Source organism: Pseudomonas lalkuanensis, assembly GCF_008807375.1.
In the GTDB taxonomy this organism is placed as follows: domain Bacteria; phylum Pseudomonadota; class Gammaproteobacteria; order Pseudomonadales; family Pseudomonadaceae; genus Metapseudomonas; species Metapseudomonas lalkuanensis.
In genome coordinates this window covers 1,320,317-1,342,730 of record NZ_CP043311.1, presented here as the reverse complement: position 1 = coordinate 1,342,730, position 22,414 = coordinate 1,320,317, and the positions used below count along the sequence as shown (strand labels likewise).

At 65.7% G+C, this 22,414-nt stretch carries 22 protein-coding genes; 4 read left to right on the top strand and 18 right to left on the bottom strand.

Translation table 11 applies throughout. The features are described from left to right. Window positions 1–162 precede the first annotated feature (162 nt). On the top strand, window positions 163–936 hold the full coding sequence (locus FXN65_RS06410; protein ID WP_151132250.1) for an SDR family oxidoreductase: 774 nt from the start codon (window positions 163–165) through the stop codon (window positions 934–936). A 91-nt stretch (window positions 937–1,027) separates the two neighbouring features. On the opposite strand, the gene FXN65_RS06405 is transcribed toward FXN65_RS06410, so the two are convergent. The 8 genes from FXN65_RS06405 to pdxR form a co-directional block, all read right to left on the bottom strand. Beyond that, window positions 1,028–1,471: a nuclear transport factor 2 family protein gene (locus FXN65_RS06405; protein ID WP_151132249.1), complete on the bottom strand. Its 444-nt coding sequence runs from the start codon at window positions 1,469–1,471 to the stop codon at window positions 1,028–1,030. After that, entirely contained in the window at window positions 1,468–1,854 is a 387-nt protein-coding gene (locus tag FXN65_RS06400) for a nuclear transport factor 2 family protein (RefSeq protein WP_151132248.1), read from the bottom strand. The genes FXN65_RS06405 and FXN65_RS06400 overlap by 4 nt, the downstream gene beginning before the upstream one ends. An 11-nt stretch (window positions 1,855–1,865) precedes the next feature. Further along, the gene (locus tag FXN65_RS06395) at window positions 1,866–3,068 is read right to left on the bottom strand and encodes an acetyl-CoA C-acyltransferase (protein WP_151132247.1); all 1,203 of its coding nucleotides are present in this window, start codon (window positions 3,066–3,068) and stop codon (window positions 1,866–1,868) included. A gap of 152 nt (window positions 3,069–3,220) precedes the next feature. Then, window positions 3,221–3,679: a MaoC family dehydratase gene (locus FXN65_RS06390; protein ID WP_151132246.1), complete on the bottom strand. Its 459-nt coding sequence runs from the start codon at window positions 3,677–3,679 to the stop codon at window positions 3,221–3,223. 2 nt (window positions 3,680–3,681) lie between these two features. Next, window positions 3,682–4,464: an SDR family oxidoreductase gene (locus tag FXN65_RS06385; protein ID WP_151132245.1), complete on the bottom strand. Its 783-nt coding sequence runs from the start codon at window positions 4,462–4,464 to the stop codon at window positions 3,682–3,684. A 14-nt stretch (window positions 4,465–4,478) separates the two neighbouring features. Continuing rightward, window positions 4,479–5,666: an acyl-CoA dehydrogenase family protein gene (locus tag FXN65_RS06380; protein WP_151132244.1), complete on the bottom strand. Its 1,188-nt coding sequence runs from the start codon at window positions 5,664–5,666 to the stop codon at window positions 4,479–4,481. After that, window positions 5,663–6,820, bottom strand: a complete 1,158-nt coding sequence (locus FXN65_RS06375) for an acyl-CoA dehydrogenase family protein (RefSeq protein ID WP_151132243.1) — start codon at window positions 6,818–6,820, stop codon at window positions 5,663–5,665. Before FXN65_RS06375 ends, FXN65_RS06380 begins: the two co-directional genes overlap by 4 nt. 432 nt (window positions 6,821–7,252) lie before the next feature. Continuing rightward, a complete protein-coding gene (gene pdxR, locus FXN65_RS06370) occupies window positions 7,253–8,752 on the bottom strand; it encodes a MocR-like pyridoxine biosynthesis transcription factor PdxR (RefSeq protein ID WP_151132242.1) in 1,500 nt (499 codons plus the stop codon). A gap of 100 nt (window positions 8,753–8,852) precedes the next feature. On the opposite strand from pdxR, the gene FXN65_RS06365 reads away from it, so the two are divergent. From FXN65_RS06365 to FXN65_RS06350, 3 genes are all read left to right on the top strand, one after another. After that, entirely contained in the window at window positions 8,853–9,617 is a 765-nt protein-coding gene (locus FXN65_RS06365; protein ID WP_151132241.1) for a sulfite exporter TauE/SafE family protein, read from the top strand. A 702-nt stretch (window positions 9,618–10,319) separates the two neighbouring features. Continuing rightward, complete coding sequence (locus tag FXN65_RS06355) at window positions 10,320–11,384, top strand: alpha/beta fold hydrolase (protein ID WP_151132240.1); 1,065 nt, start codon at window positions 10,320–10,322, stop codon at window positions 11,382–11,384. A gap of 318 nt (window positions 11,385–11,702) precedes the next feature. Continuing rightward, window positions 11,703–12,206 carry a hypothetical protein gene (locus FXN65_RS06350; RefSeq protein WP_151132239.1) on the top strand — a complete coding sequence of 168 codons (504 nt, stop codon included), beginning with the start codon at window positions 11,703–11,705 and terminating at the stop codon, window positions 12,204–12,206. 247 nt (window positions 12,207–12,453) lie between these two features. On the opposite strand, the gene FXN65_RS06345 is transcribed toward FXN65_RS06350, so the two are convergent. The 10 genes from FXN65_RS06345 to FXN65_RS06300 all read right to left on the bottom strand — a co-directional run bounded on the left by FXN65_RS06345 (window position 12,454) and on the right by FXN65_RS06300 (window position 22,385). Beyond that, the gene (locus FXN65_RS06345; RefSeq protein ID WP_151132238.1) at window positions 12,454–13,329 is read right to left on the bottom strand and encodes an SDR family oxidoreductase; all 876 of its coding nucleotides are present in this window, start codon (window positions 13,327–13,329) and stop codon (window positions 12,454–12,456) included. A 163-nt stretch (window positions 13,330–13,492) separates the two neighbouring features. Continuing rightward, window positions 13,493–14,641, bottom strand: coding sequence for an acetyl-CoA C-acetyltransferase (locus tag FXN65_RS06340; RefSeq protein ID WP_151132237.1), 1,149 nt, complete (start codon window positions 14,639–14,641; stop codon window positions 13,493–13,495). Between the two features lie 161 nt (window positions 14,642–14,802). Continuing rightward, window positions 14,803–15,855 (bottom strand): acyl-CoA dehydrogenase family protein, encoded by a 1,053-nt coding sequence (locus FXN65_RS06335; RefSeq protein ID WP_151132236.1) that lies wholly within the window; start codon window positions 15,853–15,855, stop codon window positions 14,803–14,805. 10 nt (window positions 15,856–15,865) lie between these two features. Beyond that, window positions 15,866–17,032: an acyl-CoA dehydrogenase family protein gene (locus tag FXN65_RS06330; protein WP_151132235.1), complete on the bottom strand. Its 1,167-nt coding sequence runs from the start codon at window positions 17,030–17,032 to the stop codon at window positions 15,866–15,868. Beyond that, on the bottom strand, window positions 17,010–17,795 hold the full coding sequence (locus tag FXN65_RS06325) for an enoyl-CoA hydratase family protein (protein ID WP_151132234.1): 786 nt from the start codon (window positions 17,793–17,795) through the stop codon (window positions 17,010–17,012). Before FXN65_RS06325 ends, FXN65_RS06330 begins: the two co-directional genes overlap by 23 nt. Further along, complete coding sequence (locus FXN65_RS06320) at window positions 17,792–18,895, bottom strand: NAD(P)H-dependent flavin oxidoreductase (protein WP_151132233.1); 1,104 nt, start codon at window positions 18,893–18,895, stop codon at window positions 17,792–17,794. Before FXN65_RS06320 ends, FXN65_RS06325 begins: the two co-directional genes overlap by 4 nt. After that, on the bottom strand, window positions 18,895–19,761 hold the full coding sequence (locus FXN65_RS06315; protein ID WP_212632328.1) for an enoyl-CoA hydratase: 867 nt from the start codon (window positions 19,759–19,761) through the stop codon (window positions 18,895–18,897). Before FXN65_RS06315 ends, FXN65_RS06320 begins: the two co-directional genes overlap by 1 nt. Before the next feature lie 15 nt (window positions 19,762–19,776). Continuing rightward, window positions 19,777–20,589 (bottom strand): CoA-transferase subunit beta, encoded by an 813-nt coding sequence (locus FXN65_RS06310; RefSeq protein ID WP_151132231.1) that lies wholly within the window; start codon window positions 20,587–20,589, stop codon window positions 19,777–19,779. A gap of 10 nt (window positions 20,590–20,599) precedes the next feature. Then, window positions 20,600–21,481: a CoA transferase subunit A gene (locus FXN65_RS06305; RefSeq protein WP_151132230.1), complete on the bottom strand. Its 882-nt coding sequence runs from the start codon at window positions 21,479–21,481 to the stop codon at window positions 20,600–20,602. A gap of 10 nt (window positions 21,482–21,491) precedes the next feature. Beyond that, complete coding sequence (locus FXN65_RS06300; RefSeq protein WP_151132229.1) at window positions 21,492–22,385, bottom strand: VOC family protein; 894 nt, start codon at window positions 22,383–22,385, stop codon at window positions 21,492–21,494. Window positions 22,386–22,414: the final 29 nt, after the last annotated feature.

Genomic DNA, 22,414 nt, shown 5'->3' with positions numbered 1-22,414 from the left:
CGCAGGCCTGTTCCTCGGAATCCTGGGCCGCTTCGCAGCCTTTCGCGAATGAATTCGCTCCTACAGAGAAATCTCCCAGCGGCGAATAGTCCTCCCGGACGTAGGCACCCCGCCCTGCTCGCCCTAGCCTCTGCCCATCGACAACCGACAGACGAGGCAGCCATGGGCGATGCATTGGATTTCAGCGGCAAGGTGGTACTGGTGACCGGAGGCGGCAAGGGTGTGGGACGGGGCATCAGCCTGCGCTTCCTGCAGCAGGGCGCCGAGGTGGTGATCTGTGGCCGCAATGCCCCCGACCAGTTGCCTAGCCACGCTGGCCGCGAGGCGCACTTCCTGCCTTGCGACGTGCGTGACATCGAGCAGATCCAGCGCTTGGTGGACGCCATCGTCGAACGCTTCGGCCGGCTCGACGTGCTGGTGAACAACGCCGGCGGCGCGCCCCATGCCGAGGCCGCCACGGCATCGCCGCGCTTCTCGGAATCCATCATCCGCCTCAACCTGCTGGCGCCGCTCAACCTCTGCCAGCTCGCCAACCGGGTGATGCAGGAGCAGCCGGGCGGCGGCGCCATCGTCAACATCTGCAGCGTCAGCGCCACCCGCCCCTCCCCCGGCACCGCCGCCTACGGCGCAGCCAAGGCTGGCTTGCTCAACCTGACCCGTTCCCTCGCCGTGGAATGGGCGCCGAAGGTACGGGTTAATGCGGTGACAGCGGGGCTGATCCTCACCGAGCAGGCTGAACTTCATTACGGCGACGCCGAGGGCGTGGCACGGGTGGCGGCGGGGATTCCGCTGCAGAGGATGGCCAGCCCGGAGGACATCGGCGATGCCTGCCTGTACCTGGCATCACCGCTGGCCAGCTATGTGAGCGGCGCGGATATCTGCGTGCATGGCGGTGGGGAGAAGCCGGCTTTTCTGGATGCGGCAGGCGTGAATTGAGGGGCTGATGGGTATCGTTTCTCTCGCGGAGCGCCGCCCGCCCCATCCTACGGACAGACTTCGTAGGATGGGTGAAGCTTGGCGATACCCATCAAGTCGCAGCAGCGGACTCCACCATCGAATGCGCCCTGAACACCGTCTCGACGATCTTCCAGCGCCCGTCGATGCGGCGATAACGATCCTGGTAGATCCCGCCCAATTGCCGCGTGGCCCCAGTCTCGGCGTCGAGGTTGAAGTAGTAGAGCGCCCAGCGCCCCACCGCTTCGTCATCGCCGGCCAGCTCGATCTCCGGATTGGCGCCGTGGTGCAGGTCGATCACCCGCTCGTTGCAGGCCAGGGACTGGTACAGCGCGACAAAACTGTCGCGATCCTGGAAGCAGCCGACGGGACCGTAGTCGATAGCGATTTCACCCTCGGCGAAGCAATCGCGGATCACCTCGATCTCCTTCAGGTCGCAGGCGTTGAAATAGCGGTGCTTGAGCTCGCGGATGACCTCGACGGCTTCAAGGCGGGCAATGCGCTGTTCCAGGGTCATGGCTGTTCCCTCGCGATCATGTTGGCGTCGCCCCAATAGGCTTTCATCGAACGGATGCGACCTTCGGCATCGAACTCCATCACGTCGATAACTTCGATGGAGCGGGCCTGGCCGCCCCAGTCCAGGTCAACGCAGAAGGGCACGGCGCCGCAGCCACAGGTGGCGCGGATCGAACCATCCAGCCGCGCGCTGGCGTTCAGGCGCCCCAGGCCTTCGCGGTAAAAGCGCGAGATGGCCTCGATGCCCACGTAGGGCGGCTTGCCCACCGGGTCCTCGACGACCGCATCTTCGGCATAAAGCGCGAGGATGCCGTCGATATCCACGGCGTCCACCAGTTCGACATAACGGGCGAGCTTCGCCCGTACCTGCTGCTCATCAATCATGGAGTCGTCCCTCATGCCACTTCGAACAGAGCGGCGGCACCCATGCCACCACCGATGCACATGCTTACCACCACGTAGCGCAGTCCCCGGCGCTTGCCTTCGATCAGCGCATGACCAACCATGCGTGCACCGGACATGCCGAAGGGATGGCCGATGGCGATGGCGCCGCCGTTGACGTTCAGGCGCTCGTCGGGAATCCCCAGGGTGTCGCGGCAGTGGATGACCTGGCAGGCGAACGCCTCGTTCAGCTCCCACAGGCCGATGTGGTCCATGGAAAGACCGTGACGCTTGAGCAGCCTGGGAATGGCGAACACCGGGCCGATGCCCATCTCATCGGAATTGCAGCCGGCCACCGCCAGGCCGCGGTAGATACCCAGGGGCTCCAGGCCCCGGCGTGCGGCGGCTTGCGCGCTCATCAGCACCGACGCGCTGGCGCCGTCGGAGAGCTGCGAGGCGTTACCGGCGGTGATGAAACGGCCGGCGCCGGTCCACTGGCCGCCCTGCCACACGGGCTCCAGGGCGCTCAGGCTTTCGCGGGTGGTATCGGCACGGTTGCATTCGTCGCGGGTCAGGGTCACGGGTTCGTGGCGGCTTTCGCCAGTGGCCTTGTCCGTCAGCAGCTTGCGTACGGTCAGTGGCGCCAGTTCGGTGTCGAAGAGTCCGGCGCTTTGCGCCAGGGCGGTGCGCATCTGGCTCTGGTAGCTGTATTCGTCCTGGGCCTCGCGGGAGATGCCGTAGCGCCCGGCGACGATTTCCGCCGTCTCGATCATCGGGATGTAGGCGCGCGGGTCCTGCGCCAGCACCGCTTCGGACTGGTTGCGGTAGCTGTTCTTGTGCTTGTTCTGCACCAGGGAGATGGACTCCAGGCCACCGGCGACGGCGATGTCGATCTCGTCGCACATGATGCTTTTTGCGGCCAGGGCGATGCTCATCAGGCCCGAAGAGCACTGTCGCTCCACTGCCATGCCGGCCACGCTGGACGGCAGCCCGGCGGCCACCGCGCAGAGGCGGCCGAGGTTATAGGCCTGGGTGCCCTGCTGGGCGGCGGCGCCCATGATCACGTCGTCCACTTCGCCCCCTTCGACACCGGCACGACGCAATGCTTCGCGCACCACATGGCCGCCCATCAGTGGGGCTTCGGTGTCGTTGAAGGCCCCCCGGAAGGCCTTGCCGATGGGGGTGCGGGCGGTGGATACGATTACGGCTTCTTTCATTGGGTTTCCTCGAAATTCGTTGGCCGGCCATGGCTTTGTTGTGGGGGCGAATTCATTCGCCATGCAGACCGCAGGTCTGCCCTGCAAGGCCTGAAGGGGGCAGCTGCGCTGCCCTTTAGCGAATGAATTCGCCCCCACAGGGAAAAGCGGGATCAGGCCGGGTAGTACCGACTGATGGTGTCCACCACGCAGCCCGGACGCTCCTCGCCTTCGATCTCCACGCTGACGCGAATGGTGGCCTGGATGCCGCCCTTCACTTCCTCGACGGCGACCAGTTGCGCACTGCCGCGTACGCGGCTACCGGCACGGACCACATTGGGGAAGCGCACCTTCTCGCAGCCGTAGTTCACCCCCATGGAGATGCCGCGCACCTCGACAATCTGCGGCAGGAAGAGGTTGACCAGGGCCAGGGTCAGGTAGCCGTGGGCGATGCAGGCGCCGAAGGGGCCGCTGGCGGCGCGGGCGGGGTCCACATGAATCCACTGGTGGTCGCCGGTGGCTTCGGCGAACTGGTCGATGCGCGATTGCTCGACGCTGATCCAATCGCTCACGCCCAGTTGTTCACCAACGTGCTCCAGCAAGGCGGCCGGTGTTGCGAAGATGGTCGCCATGCTCAGGCCCTCTGGCTGGAGACCGACAACACTTCGCCGGTCATGTAGGAGCTGTAGTCGCTGGCCAGGAACATCATCACATTGGCCACTTCCCAGACTTCCGCCGCGCGGCCGAAGGCCTCGCGGGAGGCGAGCTGGTCCAGCAGTTCCTTGGGTGCGGATTTCTTCAGGAAGTCGTGCAGGGCAATGCTCGGGCTCACCGCGTTGATGCGGATGCCGTGCTCGGCCGCTTCCACCGCAGCGCAACGGGTCAGGGCCATGACACCAGCCTTGGCCGCGGCGTAGTGGCTCTGTTCCTTCTGCGCGCGCCAGCCCAGCACCGAGGCGTTGTTGACGATCACGCCGCGGCCGCGATCCATCATCTTCGGCAGCATGGCGCGGGTCATGCGCATGGTGCCGGTGAGGGTCACGTCGAGAACGCGATTCCACTCCTCGTCGCCCATCTCCACCAGCAGGCGCGAGCCGCCGAGACCGGCGTTGTTGATCAACACATCCACGCCGTCCAGCTCTCGCTCGGCGGCGGCCACCAGGGCCTGCACCTGCTCCTCGTTGGTGACGTTGCACACGCAGGTATGGACGCGCTCAAGCCCAGTGGCCTCGCGGATCTTCGCTGCCGCTTCCTGCAGGCGGCCTTCATGAATGTCGCTGATCATCAGCGCCCGGCAGCCTTCCTCGGCGGCACGCAGGGCGGCGGAGAAACCGATACCGGCACCAGCGGCGGCGGTGATCAGCACCGACTTGCCGCGCAGCAGGCCGTGGCCGGGAACGTAGGTGGGAGTGCTCATGCAAGGTCCTCGGGTCAAGCGCGCACGCGCGGCTCGCGGGGCATGCCCAGCGCGCGTTCGGCGATGATGTTGCGTTGGATTTCGTTGGTGCCGCCGTAGATGGTGTCGGAGCGGCTGAAGAGGAACATCGACTGCAGGCGGCCGAGCTGGTACGGCCCTTCTTCCAGCAGCTCTGCGTCGGGGCCGAGCACGTCCATGGCCAGCTTGCCCAGCTCGACGTGCCAGTTGGCCCAGCACAACTTGTAGATCATCGCCTCGCGGCGCAGCGAGCCGTCCTGCGCGCCGGAAAGCATGCGCAGGGAGTTGTAGCGCAGGATGCGCAGCCCGCCCCAGGCTTCGGCGATGCGCTGGCGCAGCAGCGGGTCGCGAGCGGCGCCGTTCTCGCGGGCGATGCGGATGATCTCTTCCAGCTCGTTCTGGAACAGCATCTGCTGGCCGAGGGTGGACACGCCGCGCTCGAAGCCCAGCAAGGCCATGGCGATCTTCCAGCCATCCCCCGGCGCGCCGAGAAGGTTGGCCGCGTCGGTCACGGCTTCGTCGAAGAACACTTCGTTGAACTCCGAGGTGCCGGTGAGCTGCTCGATGGGCCGCACGGTGATGCCCGGCTGGTCCATGGGCACCAGCAGGAAGGACAGGCCCTTGTGACCCACGCTGCCCGGCTCGGTACGGGCGATGACGAAGCACCATTCGGATTCGTGGGCGAGCGAGGTCCAGACCTTCTGCCCACTGATGCGCCATTGCCCGTTCTCCAGCACGGCGCGGGTTTTCACATTGGCGAGGTCCGAGCCGGCACCCGGCTCGGAGTAACCCTGGCACCAGAACTCAGTGCCGGCGACGATGCCCGGCAGCAGGCGGCGCTTCTGCTCGTGCGTGCCGAAGGCGGCGATGGTGGGGCCGGCCAGGCCTTCGCCGATGTGCCCCATGCGGCCGGGGCCGCCGGCGCGGGCGTACTCCTCGTGGAAGATCACCTGCTGGCTGATGGACAGGCCGCGGCCGCCGTGTTCGGGCGCCCAGCCCACGCAGGTCCAGCCGCCCTCGGCCAGCTTGCGCTCCCAGGCCTTTCGCTCCTCCGGGAAGCTGTGTTCGTCCCCCGGACCGCCACGGAATCGCAGCGGCTCGAACCCGCCGCCCAGGTTGTCGGCCAGCCAGCCGGCCACATCGCGGCGGAAGGCTTCGTCCGCCTCACTGAAACTGATCTTCATGCGTATTCCCCCAGGAGAGCGGTGGCGATGCGCTCGCGGTGCCAGGACGGCGCGCCGAACAGGGCCTCGCTGGCCCGGGCGCGCTTGAAGTAGAGGTGCGGGTCGTACTCCCAGGTGAAGCCGACACCGCCGTGCAACTGGATGGATTCCGCCGCGCAGTGGAAGAAGGCCTCCGAGCAGCGCGACTTGGCCAGGGCGGCGGCCAGCGGCAGCTCGGCGGCGACGCCCTGGTCGCCATTGGCCGCCAGGACCTCTTCGGCCACACAGGCGGCGTACCAGGCCGCCGAACGCGCGCACTCCACCTCCAGCATCATGTCGGCGGCGCGGTGCTTGATGGCCTGGAAGCTGGCGATGGCGCGACCGAACTGCTGGCGCTCGGCGGTGTAGGCCAGGGTCAGGTCCAGGGATTGCTGGGCGCCGCCGGTCTGCTCGGCAGCCAGGGCGATGCAGGCCAGTTGCAGGACTTTCTCCAGCAGCTCACCGCCCTGCCCCGGCGTGCCCAGGCGGGCATCGGCGGCGACGAATACCTTGTCGAACTTCACCTCGGCGAACTTGCGCGTCTGGTCCATCGTGGGGACCAGGCGGCGGCTGATGCCGGGGGTGTCGGCGGAAACCGCGAACAGGCTGACGCCCTCGCGCCCACGGCCGGCGACGATCAGCAGGCCGGCGCTGTGGCCGTCCACCACCTGGCGCAGGGCGCCGTCGATGACGAAGCCATCACCCTCTTCACGAATGCTCGCCTGCACCGCGTCGAGGCCATTTCGGTTGTTGCTGGCATAGGCAAGGGTCGCGGTCAGGCTGCCCTCGGCCAGTTGCGGCAACCAGCGGGTCTTCTGTTCCTCGCTGCCAGCCAGCAGCAACGCCGGGGTGGCCAGGCAGGCGCTGGCGAAGAACGGCGAACAGAACAGGCGACGGCCCATCTGCTCCAGCAGGATCGCCAGCTCGACGAAGCCCAGGCCCAGGCCGCCATATTCTTCAGGGATGTGAATGGCCGGCCAGACCATCTCGCTGCATACGCGCTGCCAGAGCTCGGGGTCATGGCCCAGCTCGGAGGCCATGGCCACCCGCACGGCGGCGGAGTCGGATACATCCGCGAGAAAGCTCTCGGCGGACTCGCGGATCATCTCCTGCTCATCGCTGAACGCGAATTCCATAAGGCTGCCTTCTTGTGATTCTTGGGCTGGAAAGCAGTCTGGCGGCTTGGCGGCAGCGGGGAATCGTCCGGATGGACGACGAGGCGAAAGGCCGTTGTAGCGAGGTAAGCCTGTGAGCGCCCAACGCTGCTCGGCGGCGTAGGCTGGTGCAGAGCGCAGCGAAACCCAACACGGGGCCAGCACGTATTGGCGACTGACTGGTTTGCACGGTGGGTATGCCCCTAGGCGGGGCATTCATTGTCGTGTGAAGAAACGCGTTGGCTTGAGCTGACGACGTGGTCGGGGACTGTCCTGGCGGACGGCTATCGGCCAGAAGCAGACGTTGGCAGGGGTCTGCTCGCGACCTGGAACCACCGGTGACGGGTACGGCCGCGCTAGGGGGGCGTTGGCCGAGGCTGTAGAGAATAGGTTCGATTCATTGCCTGTTCGCGCTTACCCGATGCTGGCTCCTCGCGCATCGACATAGTTGCGAATCACTTCAGCGAGAATACGAATCCCCTCGTCTATCTCCTGCATGGTCAGGCCTGCATAACCCAAAATGAGCCCTGCCGATCGCTCGTCCACTATCGATGGCAGGCCGGCAAACAGCGGCGAAAGTGGATAAACGCCGACGCCGCGTTCGAGCGAAGCCGCCTGCAGTGTGAGCTCATCCTGTGCTCGAAGAGTCGGCAGCAGCAGCACGCCATGCAATCCCGCAGCCATGCCAACCAGATGTCCGTATCCCGCCAGATGTTGATCAACGGCGTCCAGCAGCGCATTTCGCCGCCGTTCGTTCTCCCGGCGCAGGCGGCGCACGTGACGCTCATAGGCTCCACTTTCGATCAAGGAGGCAAGTACGTCTTGCTCCCACCGCGGTGAATGGCGATCCGTTATCCGCTTTGCTTCCCTGAAAACGTGAACCAACTGGTGCGGAAGAACCAGATAGCCCAGTCGAAGTTGCGGGGACAGTGCCTTGGAGAAAGTGCCGACATAAATGACGCGCGCATCAGTGTCCATGGATTGCAGCGCGTCGATGGGGCGCTGGCCATAGCGAAACTCCCCGCCGTAATCATCCTCGATGATCCAGGCCCCCTGCCGACTCGCCCATCTCAGCAGCTCCAGGCGGCGTGAAATGGAAAACACCGCGCCCATGGGAAACTGGTGCGACGGCGTCACGTAGGCCAAGCGCGCACAACCGTCTTCGGGCAAACCACTGGTATCCAACCCAGATGCGTCGACGTGCGTTGGCAGCGCGGTGGCGCCCGTTGCCTCGAAACAATACCGGGCCAAGCGATAGCCCGGCTCCTCAAAGACGAATGTGTCTCCCGGGTTCAGCAAGAGCCTGGCGCAGAGGTCGAGCCCCTGCTGCGAGCCATGCACAATGAGTATCTGTTCCGTGTCACACGCCAGGCCTCGTGCGCGGCGTAGATAGCTTTGGAGTGCGCGGCGCAAACGCAAGTCCCCTTCGGGATGGCCGTAATAGAGGCTTGGCACGCGTCTGACCAGTTCAGCGCGGTAGACGCGTTGCCAACCTGAGGCCGGAAAATCGCGCGAGGCGACCGAGCCGTACTTGAAATCGATCCGGGCCAACGGAGACGACATGCTGTACGACGTCAAAGCGGCAACACGCTGCCCGTACTGGGATAGCGCGGGCGATAGATCCTTGTGCTGCGCCAGGCTCGCTGCAGCAAGTCCGGACCGAACATTCGCTCCGCCTGCTACCCGGGCCGCCTTTCCTGCCGACGTCGCGACAAATCCCTCGGCCGCCAGTTGCTCATAAGCCGCCGTCACTGTGGTTCGTGACACCCCGAGTGCGGCCGCCATTGCACGTGTCGACTCGAGCTTCGAGCCAACTGCAAGCGTGCCGTCTTCGATCTGCGCGCGCAGATTGGCATAGATGCGACGTTGCGCACCGCGGGAGGCAGCATTCGGATTGGTTGAGAACTGGCCCATGGGAAAACCTCAAAACTGGCACTTTTTATTACGCAGCTCGTGTTTGAGATTGTGGAGCACAGAGTCCACATCAAGCCAACCAGAATGAGGAGTGCATACCTTGGAACTGGAGCTGACGACCACCACCATCCTGGTCACGTTCGCCGGCGTCTTTCTGATCTGTTTCATGAAGGGCGCGTTCGGCGGTGGCTTTGCCATTATCGGCATCCCGCTGCTGTCGCTGGTCATGGACCCCGTCACAGCCGGTGGATTGCTCGCCCCATTATTCATCGCAATGGATTTGTTCGGCCTTCGTTACTGGAAGCCGTCGACCTGGTCAAAACCAGACCTGAAATTGCTGGTACCCGGTCTTATCGTCGGGATAGGCGTTGGCTACCTGCTTTTCCGCGTACTGGACCATCACGCGATCGCCATCCTCATGGCAGCGGTGACACTGATTTTTGTCGGCCTCTGGTTCAAAGCCGGCGGGGAAGTCACGGTGAGGCCGCGCTCTTCGCCCAAGGCTGTGACCGCGGGCGTCACTTCGGGTATCACGACCATGGTGGCGCATTCAGGCGGGCCGCCGTTGGCGATGTACCTGTTGCCGCTCGGCCTGAGCAAACAGGTCTATGCCGGAACCACCAGCATGTTCTTCACGGTCGGCAATCTTCTCAAGGCCGCGCCATGGCTGCTCGTGGCAAGACCGACAGACAAAGTACTGAGTCTGATGTTCATCTGCCTGCTCGCTGTCCCATGCGGTGTCTGGCTTGGCTGGAAGCTTCACACACGATTGGAACAACGCCAGATGTATCGGGCCTGCTACGGCCTCCTGATCGTGACCGCCCTGAAGCTTCTGTGGGATGGGGTCTCTGGATATGTCGGCTGAATGCACCATCGAAGCCACCGGCAATTGATCCATACCTTGGAGCACCACCCGTACAACGGTGGGCCTGTGCCCCGGCTGGATTCGGGAATACGCGCCTCAGGCTACATACAAGGCGTTGTTCCAGTTTGGCGGGCCATCGGCCGTTGGCTGTGCGAGGTGCTGGTGCCAACGCCGCATGAGTATCACCGGGTGCCGAATGCGGCGCCGTGCCGTGACGTTCTGAGCTGCGAAGGACGGCGCATTGGTGTGGTGCGTTGGCAGGGTGAGGTGTGGGTCGCGTGCCGGAATTTGCCGGCATGAACATCGACTTCGAGGAGCGGCGGCGGCGGGAGCTGGCGGTTCGGCTGGATTCGCGGCTGCCGTTGGGCGTGAGGTGATTTGCGGTGTGGGTTGGCCCCTCTTCCGGGGTTGGAGAGGCGCTTTTGTTTGTTGGGGCAACGGGGCTGCCCTTGGCGATTGAAATCGCCCCCACAGGGGAGCCTTTTCCTGGATTTCATTCGAGCTGCCGACGCCGCATGGCCCGACCCGGCGAGGGCCAGGGTCGCCATGCATCACAGTGTGTCTGAAATGCATCGAGATACATGGGCACCGATTTGACCAGGGAACTGACACAGGCCAGATAACTCGGGGTGTTCAACTGTATGCGTCACTTGAAAGGGGTCGACCGCCCCCCCGCCAATCGCTTGCAACGGAGACATCCCCATGAAGATGGCAGTGCAGAACAAGGCAACCGGCAATAAACGCCGCCGCTGGGTCGGCTCGTCGATTCTCGCCCTGAGCCTGATGCAGCTTGGCGTAGCCCAGGCGCAAACTTCCCCGGGCGCGGAACCCGTCGCGCCCGGGGCCAGCACCCGGCAGGCGTCCGTCTCTCCGTTCGGTCCGCTGAAACATGTAAAGGCCGGGCTACTGGACGTGGCATACGCCGAGGTCGGCCCCGCCGACGGGCCTGTGGTCATTCTCCTGCACGGCTGGCCTTACGATATCCACAGCTATGAGAAGGTCGCGCCTCTGCTGGCGGACAAGGGCTATCGCGTGCTGATGCCCTATGCACGGGGCTATGGCGATACGCGCTTCCTCTCTGAGCAGTCCGTTCGCAATGGTCAGCCCGCCGCGCTGGCCAGTGACGTCATCGACTTCATGGATGCGCTCAAGATCAAACAGGCCGTGCTCGGCGGCTACGATTGGGGCGCGCGCTCGGCCGACATCGTCTCCGCGCTCTGGCCGGAACGGGTCAAGGCGCTCGTGTCGGTCAGCGGCTATCTGATCGGCAACCAGACCGCGGGCCAGAAGCCGCTACCGCCCAAGGCCGAACTGCAGTGGTGGTACCAGTTCTACTTCGCCACCGAGCGCGGCCGTGCCGGCTACGAGCAGAACACCCACGACTTCGCCAAGCTGATCTGGCAGCTGGCCTCGCCGAAATGGGCGTTCGACGACGCCACTTTCGATCGCAGCGCGGCTGCCCTGGACAACCCCGACCACGTCGCCATCACCGTTTACAACTACCGCTGGCGCCTGGGTCTGGAGAAGGGGGAAAGCCGCTACGAGGCCCTGGAGCAGAAGCTGGCCACCTCACCCTCCATCAGCGTGCCGACCATCACCCTGGAAGGTGACGCCAACGGTGCGCCGCACCCGAAGGCCGAGGACTATGCCAAGCGCTTCACCGGCAAGTACGAGTACCGGCTGATCACCGGCGGCATCGGTCACAACCTGCCCCAGGAAGATCCGCAGGCCTTCACCAAGGCCATCATCGACGCCGACAACCTCTGAAGCACAGATCGGGCAAGCTCGTTGCCACCGGCGCGCCTGGTGGCAGCGAGGGCCGCGATTCATCAGATGCTCAGAAAATGAGCAAATTCGGCCCTAATACATCTATAAAATTGATTATTCCATTCAGCGGAAAAAGCTTTTCCACTTAACGCAACTGCCTCGTCAGAAAGTACATAACTCATTGTTTTTAATTTAAATAAATCAACCATCAATAGCATCGATGGTAACCATTACGCAGCATCACTTCTTCATCGAAATCACATCAGTAACATGGGCCCCGTAGACGAATTCCACCCCCCTCTAACCAAGGTGACCAAAATGAAAAAGCAAATCTTCGCCAGCCTGTTCATCGCCAGCCTGTCCGCCTCCGCATTTGCACTGTCGGTTGCCGAGGGTGGTTCCGACCGCACTTCCATCCACCGCGTCGCCGAAGGTGGCGCTGACCGCACCAGCATCCACCGCGTCGCCGAGAATGGCTCCGAGCGCTCCCAATCCCTGCGTGTGGCTGAAGGCGGCTCCGACCGTACCAAGGGCTTTGATGTCGCCGAGAACGGCTCCGAGCGCTCCCAGTCCCTGCGCGTGGCTGAAGGCGGTTCCGACCGTACCAAGGCTTTCGATGTCGCCGAGAACGGCTCCGAGCGCTCCCAGTCCCTGCGTGTGGCTGAAGGCGGCTCCGACCGTACCAAGGGCTTCGATGTCGCCGAGAATGGCTCCGAGCGCTCCCAATCCCTGCGTGTGGCTGAAGGCGGTTCCGACCGCACCCAGGCTTTCCAAGTGGCTGAAGGTGGTGCCGACCGCACTGGCGCCAACCGCATCAGCTAAGTCCCGGAGCAGTTCAGAGGCGGGCAATTCATGATGTATGCACCTCGAAAGGCAGAAGGCGCCACCTACGGCGCCTTCTTTCTTTTTGGGGAGTGCACAATCCATGGGAGCGGATTTGGGGTGGGGTCGTTCGCCAGCAGAGCTCGCTCGTACGGCGGTTGTTGGGCGCCGGGCATGGGGGCAGTTGCGCTGCCCTTTCGCGAATGAATTCGCTCCCACAGGGTGTGAAGCAAGAGTCTGGCGAAGCTCAGCTGCCGTAGACCTTCTGCGCAGGAACGGCTTCGGCCAGCAGGCGTTCGACCACCTCGCCCACTTCGCCGGGCTGGTAGCGTGCGCCCTTGTCGAAGCCAGGGCCGCGGCGCCAGCCGTCGGCGATGGAGAGCTTGCCGCCTTCCACTTCGAACATCCGTCCGTTGACCGCCTGGGAGGCTTCAGAGCCGAGCCACACCACCAGGGGTGCGACGTTTTCCGGGGCGAAGTAGTCGAAGCCGTCTTCGGGCCTCTTCATCACGTCGGCGAACACGTCTTCGGTCATGCCGGTACGCGCGGCCGGGGCCAGGGCGTTGGCGGTGATGCCGTAGCGCGCCAGTTCGGCGGCCTGTACCAGGGTCAAGGAGGCAATGCCGCCCTTGGCCGCGGCGTAGTTGGACTGGCCGATTGAACCCTGCAGGCCAGCGCCGGAACTGGTGTTGATGATCCGCGCCTTGACCTGGGCGCCGCCCTTGGACTGCTCGCGCCAGTGCTTCACGGCGTGGCTGGCGAGGCAGAAATGCCCCTTCAGGTGCACCGCCATCACCGCGTCCCAGTCGGCTTCGGTGAGGCTGGCGAACATGCGGTCGCGGCAGATGCCGGCGTTGTTCACCAGCACGTGCAGGTCGCCGAAGGCTTCGATGGCCTGGCGCACGATTTCACCGGCAGCGGCGTAATGGGTGATGTCGCCGTTGTTGGCGATGGCCTGGCCGCCGGCAGCACGGATTTGTGCGACCACGGCTTCGGCGGCCGGCAGGTTGATGTCGTTGACCAGTACCTTGGCGCCTTCGGCGGCGAAGGCCAGGGCATAGGCCCGGCCCAGCCCGCCGCCGGCGCCGGTGATGATGACGGAGCGGTTTTGGCAGATCGGCATTTGGGGTTCTCCGGTGAGTCTGGAATTGGGGTTGGCCGCCCTCTCCCCCGGCCCCTCTTCCTGAAAGACGAGGGGAGCAAATCAGCCCGTGCCGGACTCAACCGCTGCGCGGACAGCCCCCTCTCCCGCTTGCGGGAGAGGGTTGGGGAGAGGGCCAGCGGATTCAGAGCCTTTCGATAATGGTCACGTTCGCCTGCCCGCCGCCTTCGCACATGGTCTGCATGCCATAGCGGCCGCCGCGGCGTTCCAGCTCGTGCAGCAGGGTGCACATCAGGCGGGTGCCGGTGGCGCCCAGGGGGTGGCCGAGGGCGATGGCGCCGCCGTTGACGTTGGTGCGGTCATGGGGGTAGCCGGTTTCCTGTAGCCAGGCCAGGGCGACCGAGGCGAAGGCTTCGTTGATCTCTACCCGATCGATGTCTTCCAGCTTCATGCCGGCGCGCTTCAGGGCGTACTCGGTGGCGGGAATCGGTGCGGTGAGCATCCACACCGGGTCGTCGGCGCGCACGCTCATGTGGTGGATGCGCGCGCGGGGCGTCAGGTTGTAGCGTTTGAGCGCGGCCTCGGAGACCACCAGCAACGCGCTGGCGCCGTCGCAGGTCTGGCTGGATACGCCGGCGGTGACGCGGTCGCAACCGAACAGGGCTTCCAGTTCAGCCATCTTGTCGAGGCTGGTCTGGCGCGGGGTTTCGTCATGCTCGACGCCGGCCAGCGGGACGATCTCGCGGGCGAAGCGGCCTTCGGCAATGGCGTGCAGGGCACGGCGATGGGATTCCAGGGCATAGGCCTCCAGCGCCTGGCGGGATAGCCCCCAGCGCTCGGCGATCATCTGCGCCGCGCGGAACTGGGTCGGCGGCACCTTGCCGTAGCGCTTCACCCAGCCTTCGGAGCCGGAGAAGGGATCGGTGAAGCCCAGGGGTTCGGCGGCGGTCATGGCCGAGGAAATCGGGATCTGGGTCATGGTCTGCACGCCACCGGCGATCACCACGTCCTGGGTGCCGCTCATCACGGCCTGGGCGGCGAAGTGCACTGCCTGTTGGGACGAGCCGCACTGGCGATCGATGGTGGTGCCGGGCACGGCCTGGTCGAGGCCGGCGGCCAGCCAGCAGGTGCGGGCGATGTCGCCGGCCAGCGGGCCGATGGTGTCGACGCAGCCGAAGATCACGTCGTCGTAGTCCGCGTCGGGAATGGCGTTGCGCGCCACCAGTTCGCGCAGCACATGGGCGCCGAGGTCGGCGGCGTGGATCTGGCTCAGGCCGCCCTTGCGCCGGCCGGTGGGGGTGCGCAGGGCGTCGACTATGTAGGCTTCGGGCATGGTGGTCTCGGATAGTCAGGAATGGAGTGAATGGTGACGTCCCTCACCCCCGGCCCCTCTCCCGGGGGGAGAGGGGAGCAAAGCGGCTCGTGCCGGACTCAACCAGTGCACGGGCAGCCCCCTCTCCCCCTGGGAGAGGGTTGGGGTGAGGGCAGGAAGGGTCAGAAGGTATTGCCCGCCCCCGGCTGAACGGCGCCGGAAAACAGGGCCTGGCGCACCCGCGCCTTGTGCCAGCCGCGGTCGCCCCAGACCTTGTCCAGGGCCCAGGCGCGCTTCATGAAGAGTTGCAGGTCCACTTCCCAGGTGTAGCCCATGGCGCCGTGGGTCTGGATGGCGTTCTTCGCAGCCAGCAGCGCGGCCTCGGCGCAGGCGATGCGTGCGTGGGAAACCTGGATGTCCTGCTCCGGCAGGTTGTTGGCGACGGCATGGGCGGCGCGGTAGAGAGGGCCCTTGGCGAACTCGATCAGCACCGCGACGTTGGCCATCAGGTGCTTCACCGCCTGGAAGGACCCCACCGGCTTGCCGAACTGCTTGCGTTCGAAGCTGTAGTCCACCGCCAGGTCGACCATGCGCTTGGCCAGCCCCAGCAGCTGGGCGGCGGTGCCCAGCGCGCCCCGGTTCTTCGCCGCGGCCCACAGCAACCGACCCTGCTCGCCTTCGGCCACGAGGGTCTGCGCGCTCGGCGTCCAGTCGACACGGAACAGCTGGCGGCTCGGGTCCACCGATTCGTTGCGGGTGAGCTGCACCTGCTCGGGCAGCACAGCGTGTACTTCATCGCCATGGGGCAGCAGCAACAGGTCGGCCACATGGGCGTCGGCCACCAGCGGGTTGCCCGGCTCGCCCACGGCGAGACGGGCCTTGCCTTCGGCGATGCGGGTCAGCCATTCGCCTTGCAGGTCGAGCTGGTTCGGCAGGGCGGCGAGCAGGGGCACGCCGATGAGCATGGTGTCCACCAGCGGCTCGGGCAGGCCGGCGTAACCACACTCCTGGGCCAGCAGGATGAAGTCCAGTTCGTTCATGTCCAGCCCACCGAAACCGTCCGGCACGGTGATGGCGGTAAGGCCCAGTTCGGTGAGCTGGGCCCAGAGTTCATCGCTGCGGCCACTCTCGCTCTGCCACAGCTCGCGGATGCGCTCCGGGATCACTTCGTTGGTGAGGAAGGCGCGCACGTTGTCCTGGAACAGCAGTTGGTCGTCGCTGAAAGTGAAGTCCATGGCGCGCTCCTCAGGCTCGCGGCATGCCGAGCATGCGCTCGGCGATGATGTTGCGTTGGATCTCGTTGGTGCCGGCGTAGATCGGGCCGGCCTGGGCGAAGAGAAAACCGTCCAGCCAGTGGTCGACGTCGCCGGCATCCGGCGCATGGGGCAGAAGTTCGCCGCGCAGGCCGAGGATCGACAGCGCCGTCTCGTGCATGCGCTGGTCCAGCTCGGACCAGAAGATCTTGTTGGTGGAGGATTCCGGGCCGATCCTGCCGCCCTTCACCAGCCGTGACGCGGTCATGTAGGTGTTCAGGGTGTAGGCCTCGGCATCCATCCAGGCGCGCATCACCGCTTCGCCGATGGCCGGGTCCAGGTCCGCCTGTTCACGGTTGGCCAGGTAGAGCTGTACCAGGCGCCGTGCGGTTTCCTGGAAGCGGGCTGGCGAGCGCAGCATCAGGCCGCGTTCGAAGCCGGCGGTGGACATCGCCACGTGCCAGCCCATGCCCTCCCCGCCCAGCACGTTTTCCACAGGCACTTCCACGTCGTCGAAGAAGATTTCGGCGAAGCCCGGCAGGCCATTGAGCTGCGGGATCGGGCGCACGGTGATGCCTGGGCTGTTCAGCGGCAGGAGGATGAAGGTCAGGCCGTGGTGGCGGCTGGACTGCGGATCGCTGCGGAACAGGCCGAACAGCCAATCGGCCCAGACGGCGCGGGTGGACCAGGTCTTCTGGCCGTTGATCACGTAGACGTCGCCCTTGCGCTCGGCGCGGCAGCGGATGGCTGCCATGTCGGAACCGGCGTTCGGCTCGGACCAGCCCTGGGCCCAGATTTCCTCGCCCGTGGCCATCTTCGGCAGGAAGCGTTCCTGCTGCGCGGCGGTGCCGAACTCCATCAGCGTCGGGCCGAGCAGGAAGATGCCGTTCTGGTTCACCCGGGCAGGGGCCCCTGCCCGGTAGTACTCCTCTTCGAAGATCAGCCACTCGATCAGGTCGCAGCCGCGTCCGCCGAGTTCCTTGGGCCAGGTCACCATGCCCCAGCGGCCCTCGTTGAGATTGGCTTCCCAGGCGCGGTGCTGGCGGAAGCCCTCTTCGCAGTCGAAGGACTGCAGCGGCTGGGCCGGCACGCTGGCCGCCATCCAGGCGCGAACCTCCTCACGGAAGGCCCGCTGTTCAGCTGTGTAGGTCAGTTCCATGGCTCAAGCCCTTGAAGGTGGCAGTGCGCTTGTCGACGAAGGCATCGCGGGCTTCCTGGGAATCCAGCGAGCGGTAGGCCTGCAGGGTGAAGCCCTGCTCCCAGCGGTATTTGTCTTCGAGGTTGCCGTCCTCGATGCCGGTCAGCGCCTCCTTGGCCAGGGCGATCATGGCCGGGCTCTTGGCGGCGATCTTCCGAGCGATATCCAGGGCCGCCTCGCGCAGTTCGGGGCGGGGCACCACGCGCTCCACGGCGCCCAGACGGTAGGCCTCGGCGGCGTCGATCATTTCGCCGGTGAAATACATGTGGCGCACCTTCTGCACCGGGAACAGGCGCTGCAGGTGGGCACCGCCGCCCATGGCGCCACGGTCCACCTCGGGCACGCCGAAACGCGCGCAGTCGGAGGCGACCAGGATGTCCGCCGCCCCGCAGAGGCCGATGCCACCGCCGAGGACGAAGCCGTGCACGGCGATGATCACCGGCTTGGGATTGCGGTGGACGGCCTTGAAGCTGTCGTAGTTGCCCTTGTTGACGGCGACGATCAGGTTGCCGTCGGCGGCCAGTTCCTTGATGTCGACGCCGGCGCAGAAGCCCCGCCCTTCGGCACGGATGAGGATGACGCGGACCTCGGGCGATTCGCCCAGGCGCTCCAGCTCAGCCGCGATGGCTGCCCAGCCCTCGCTGTCGAAGGCGTTCACCGGCGGATGGTCGAAGACCATCTCGGCGATGCCGTTGTCGATGCTCACGTGAAATGGATTACTCATCCGGCTCCCCCCTCGATTGTTCGTTTCTTCTCATTACCCGCAAGGCGGCACAGCTCGGCGAGTCGCTGCTCGGCCTGCTGCACGATGGATTCGATGAGTTCGGCGCAACCCGGCAGGCTGTCGATGGCGGCGGCGACCTGTCCGGCGGGCAGCACGCCCTCGGCCGGAAGGCCGTCGACCATGGCCTTCTGGATCACCATGGGCGCGTTGGCGGCCATCAGCGTCTGGGCGGCGGTCAGGCCATCCGTGCCGCCGAGCTTCAGGGCGCTGCCGAGCAACTGACCGATGCTGGCGCCACTGTGGCGGCGGTAGGCCAGGGCACTGCGCAGGGCCAGCAGCAGGCGCTTGAGACCGCCGGAGCGCTCCAGGCTGTCCAGCAATTCGTTGCGGATCATCCGTTGGGGCATGCCGTCGATGGCGCGGCTGACGATGATGGCGGCCGGATCGCGGACCTTCAGGTAACGCTCCAGAGTGGCCGGCGGCACCGGGCTGTCGGCGCTCATCAAGAAGCGCGTGCCCATGGCGATGCCGTCGGCACCGAGGGCCAGGGCGGCGAGCAGGCCGCGTCCGTCCTTGAAGCCGCCAGCGGCAACCACCGGTACGTCCACGGCTTCGACGACCTGGCCGAGCAGGATCGAGGTGGGCACCGAACCGGTGTGGCCACCGCCCTCCCCGCCCTGCACGGTCACCGCGTCGGCACCCATTTCCACGGCCTTCACCGCGTGCTTCAGGGCCCCCACAGTCGGCATGCAGACCACGCCGGCATCCTTCAGCCGGGCGACCATCGCCTTGCCCGGCGAGCGGCTGTAGCTCACCGCACGCACGCCGTGCTTGAGCACCAGCTCGACGATCTCGCCGGCGTTGGCCTGGTACATGTGGAAGTTGACGCCGAAGGGCTGGTCGGTCAGCCGCCTGGTTTCGAGGATGGCAGCTTCCATGTGTTGCGGTTCGATGGTGGCCCCGGCGAGAAAACCGAAGCCGCCCGCGTTGCCGGTGGCCGCCACCAGTTTCGGGTCGGCCACCCAGCCCATGGCGGTCTGGATGATCGGGTAGCGGCAGCCCAGCAGGCGGGTCAGGCGGGTGTCGAGGGAGATCGCCATCACGCCTCCGACGGGTTGCGCTGGGACTGCGCCATGGCGCGGGCGTCGTAGCCGCCCAGCTTGTCGCCACTGACCAGTTCGTTGTGCACGTGGGCGAAGTGGTGCAGGCCGAACACCATGTCCATGGTGGCGCGCTTGCCCATCAGGTCTTCGGCGTTGTTCACCGCCTGCTTGGTGAGCTGCAGGCCCATGCGCGGCATCTGCGCGATGCGCCGTGCCACATCCAGGGTCACGTCCTCCAGCACGTCGCGCGGCACCACCCTGTTGACCATGCCCATCTGCCAGGCACGCTCGGCCCCCATACGCTCGCCCAGGAAAAGGAATTCCTTGGCGATGCGCGGGTTGAGCTCATGCACGTGGGCGAAGTACTCGACGCCGGGAATACCCATGCGTACCACCGGATCGGAGAAGTAGGCATCGTCCGAGGCGATGATCAGGTCGCAGACCCAGGCCAGCATCAGCCCGCCAGCGATGCAGGCGCCCTGGACCATGGCGATGGTCGGCTTGGGCATCTCGCGCCAGCGCCGGCACATGCCGAGGTAGACCTCCTGTTCGCGGGCGTAGAGGAACTCGCCGCCCGGCTTGTTCACGTGGTCGTACCAGAGGCTGGTGCGCTCGAAGCTCTGGTTGACGTCGCGACCGGGGGTGCCGATGTCGTGGCCGGCGGAGAAATGCTTGCCGGCGCCACGCAGGACGATGACCTTGACGTTGTCGTCGTCGCAGGCGCGCTTGAAGGCGGCGTCCAGGGCGTAGGTCATGCGCGAGTTCTGCGCGTTGTGGTACTCGGGACGGTGCATGGTGACCAGGGCCAGCGGGCCCTGCACCTCGTACTGCACCACCTCTGCTTCGGGCTGTTCGTCATTCATCTGCAGGGCTCCGCCTCAGTGGCTGGTGGCACGGGCACGCACGCCCGGCGGGTTGTCCTTGAGCTGGCTGGCGCGCAGGTTGTGCGGGTCCAGTTGCTGGATGAGGATCAGTTGTTCGAGGGTCGGCGCGGCAGTGGTCGGGATCTCGTCCGGCACACACAGCGGGAAGCCGGTGGCGGCCTGCACTTCGTCCACCGTGACGCCCGGATGCAGCGAGCGGATGCGCATTTGCCGGTCGGGCCCCTGGAAGTCGAGCACGCAGAGATCGGTGACGATCAGGCGGATGTCGATTTCGTCGAACGACCAGCCACGGGCGAGGCGCTCGGGGTTGTAGCCAACCGACGCCACCACATCCACTTCGCCGTCGACGAACACCCGCTTGTTGTGGCCGGGCACCATGAAGGAGTTGGCGTGGCTGATGGAGTTGCCGGGGAAGCCGCGCACCCCGAGCATCTGCGACTTCGGTTTGGCGTGGTCGCCAATGCAGGAAATGTTGGCCTGGCCGAAGCGGTCGATCTGCACCGGGCCCACCAGGGCATGGCGCTTGCCGCTCCAGACGTTGTCGAAGATGCGCGAGAAGCCCATCCAGCTGTCGAACTTGGGCTGGTAGCCGCCGCGCGGGCCCAGGGGCACCGGCTCGGCGACCATGAAGGCTTCGGAGTCGGTCATCATCAGTTGGGCGTTGCTGTTGAGCATCGCCAGCGACGCGGCCAGGCGTTGCAATACGCCGATGCCGGTGGCGAGCACCTCACCGTCGTCCGCGAACGCTTCGGAAGCGGCGCAGATCATCAGTTCGGCGAGGCTGTAGGGTTGCTTGGTGGCAGTCATCTCAGCGTCCTCAGAAAACCGGGAGCGGCAGTTGGCGAATCGCGTCCAGGCCGCCTACACGGGCCAGGTATTCCGCTTCCCCGCAGTTGACGTAGCGTTCCATGTAGGCCTGCCAGCCATCCGGCTCGGCGGCCGAGGCGTTGTAGGCCTTGAAGTGGGCGGTATCGAAGCCGTACAGCGGCGCGCAGGAGGACGGGTGGGCGCCGCCTGCCAGGTGCACCACGGCACTGGTGCGGTTGCGTTCCCAGAACACCTGGCGTGCGCGGGATGGGTCCTCGTGGAACCAGGCGCTGTCCACCAGTTCGTCGCAACTCACGTAGGCCTTCTCGGCGGCACGCACGAAGAGGTCGTCCATGTAGTGGTCCGGGCCGGCGATCTGGCAGACGCCACGGGCGTCGGCACGGTCGACGTGGATCAGCGCTGCATCCAGCTTCAGCGCCGGCATGGCGACCCAGTCGCGGCTGTCGTCGTAGGGCGAGCTGACCAGCTTCAGCTCCGGGTTGATGCGCAGTACATCAGTGCCCAGGCCCACGGCGGTGGGAATGAAGGGCACGCCCATGGCGGCAGCCTTGAGGCCGAGCAGCAGCATGCCTTCGTCGATTTCCATCACCTCCACCGCGCCTTCCTGGCGGGCTTTGCGGAAGTAGGGTTCCAGCGGAATGAAGTCCAGCGAGACGAAGGCGTAGATCAGCTTGCGCACCTTGCCGGCGGCACAGAGCATGCCGACGTCGGCGCCGCCGTAGGCGACCACGGTGAGGTCCTTGAGGTCGGAACGGAGGATCTCGCGAACCAGGGCCATCGGCTTGCGCCGTGGGCCCCAGCCGCCAATGCCGATGGTCATCCCGTCGCGTAGCTGGCCGACCATGTCGGCAGCGGTCATGCGTTTGTCCATGGGTGGCTCCTTAGCGACGGCCAACGCTGAAGTCGTGGCCCCAGTGGCTGACCACGGTGCTCTCGAAGGGGGTGTGGCGTTCCCAGTCCATGACCTTGCCGCCGCAGCCGTATTCCAGGTCGAAGCCGCCCGGGGTCTGCATGTAGAAGCTGGTCATGTCGTCGTTGGTGTGGCGGCCGAGGGTGGCGGAGAGCTTGACGCCGCTGGCATGCATGCGGTCCAGGGCACGGCCCACGTCGTCCAGCTCGCCCACTTCCACCATCAGGTGCACGCAGCCGGAGGGAATCGGGCACTCGAACAGCGCCAGGGAGTGATGGCGGCCGTTGTTGCAGTGGAGGAAGTGGATGCGCTTTTCCGGTTCGGCCGGATCAGGGGTGAAGCGCACTTTCATCAGGTCGGAGAGACCGAAGCCCATGACCCGCTCGTAGAAGTCCAGGCAGCGGTCAAAGGAGGGTGCCGGCAGCACCGCGTGGCCCATGCCCAGGTCGCTGGTGACGAAGCCGCTGACACCTACCGGGGAAACGAAGGGTGCGAAATCCTGCTGCGGGCCCCAGAACAGTTCGTGGCGATTGCCATCCGGATCGGCGAAGCGCGCCAGCTCCTGCACCCTGCGGCCGGACGCGTCGGCAGCACTGGCACGCTGCACCTCGACGTCGGCCTGCTGCAGTTCGGCGATGGCCTGCTCGAAGGCGGCCTTGCCGGCCACTTCCCAGCCACAGGCGCCGTAACCGTCGCGGTCGGCACGCTCCACCAGGATGCGGTAGGGGCGTTCGTCCATCTTCAGGTAGAGCCGCTCGTCCGCAACGGCATCCACCATCATGCCGAGCACCCCGGCGGCGTACTCGCGCCAGCGGTTCAGGTCTGTCGAGGCTACGGTGACGTACCCCAGGCCACGGATATCCATGCGGTTCTCCTCATTGTCGTTATCGCCGC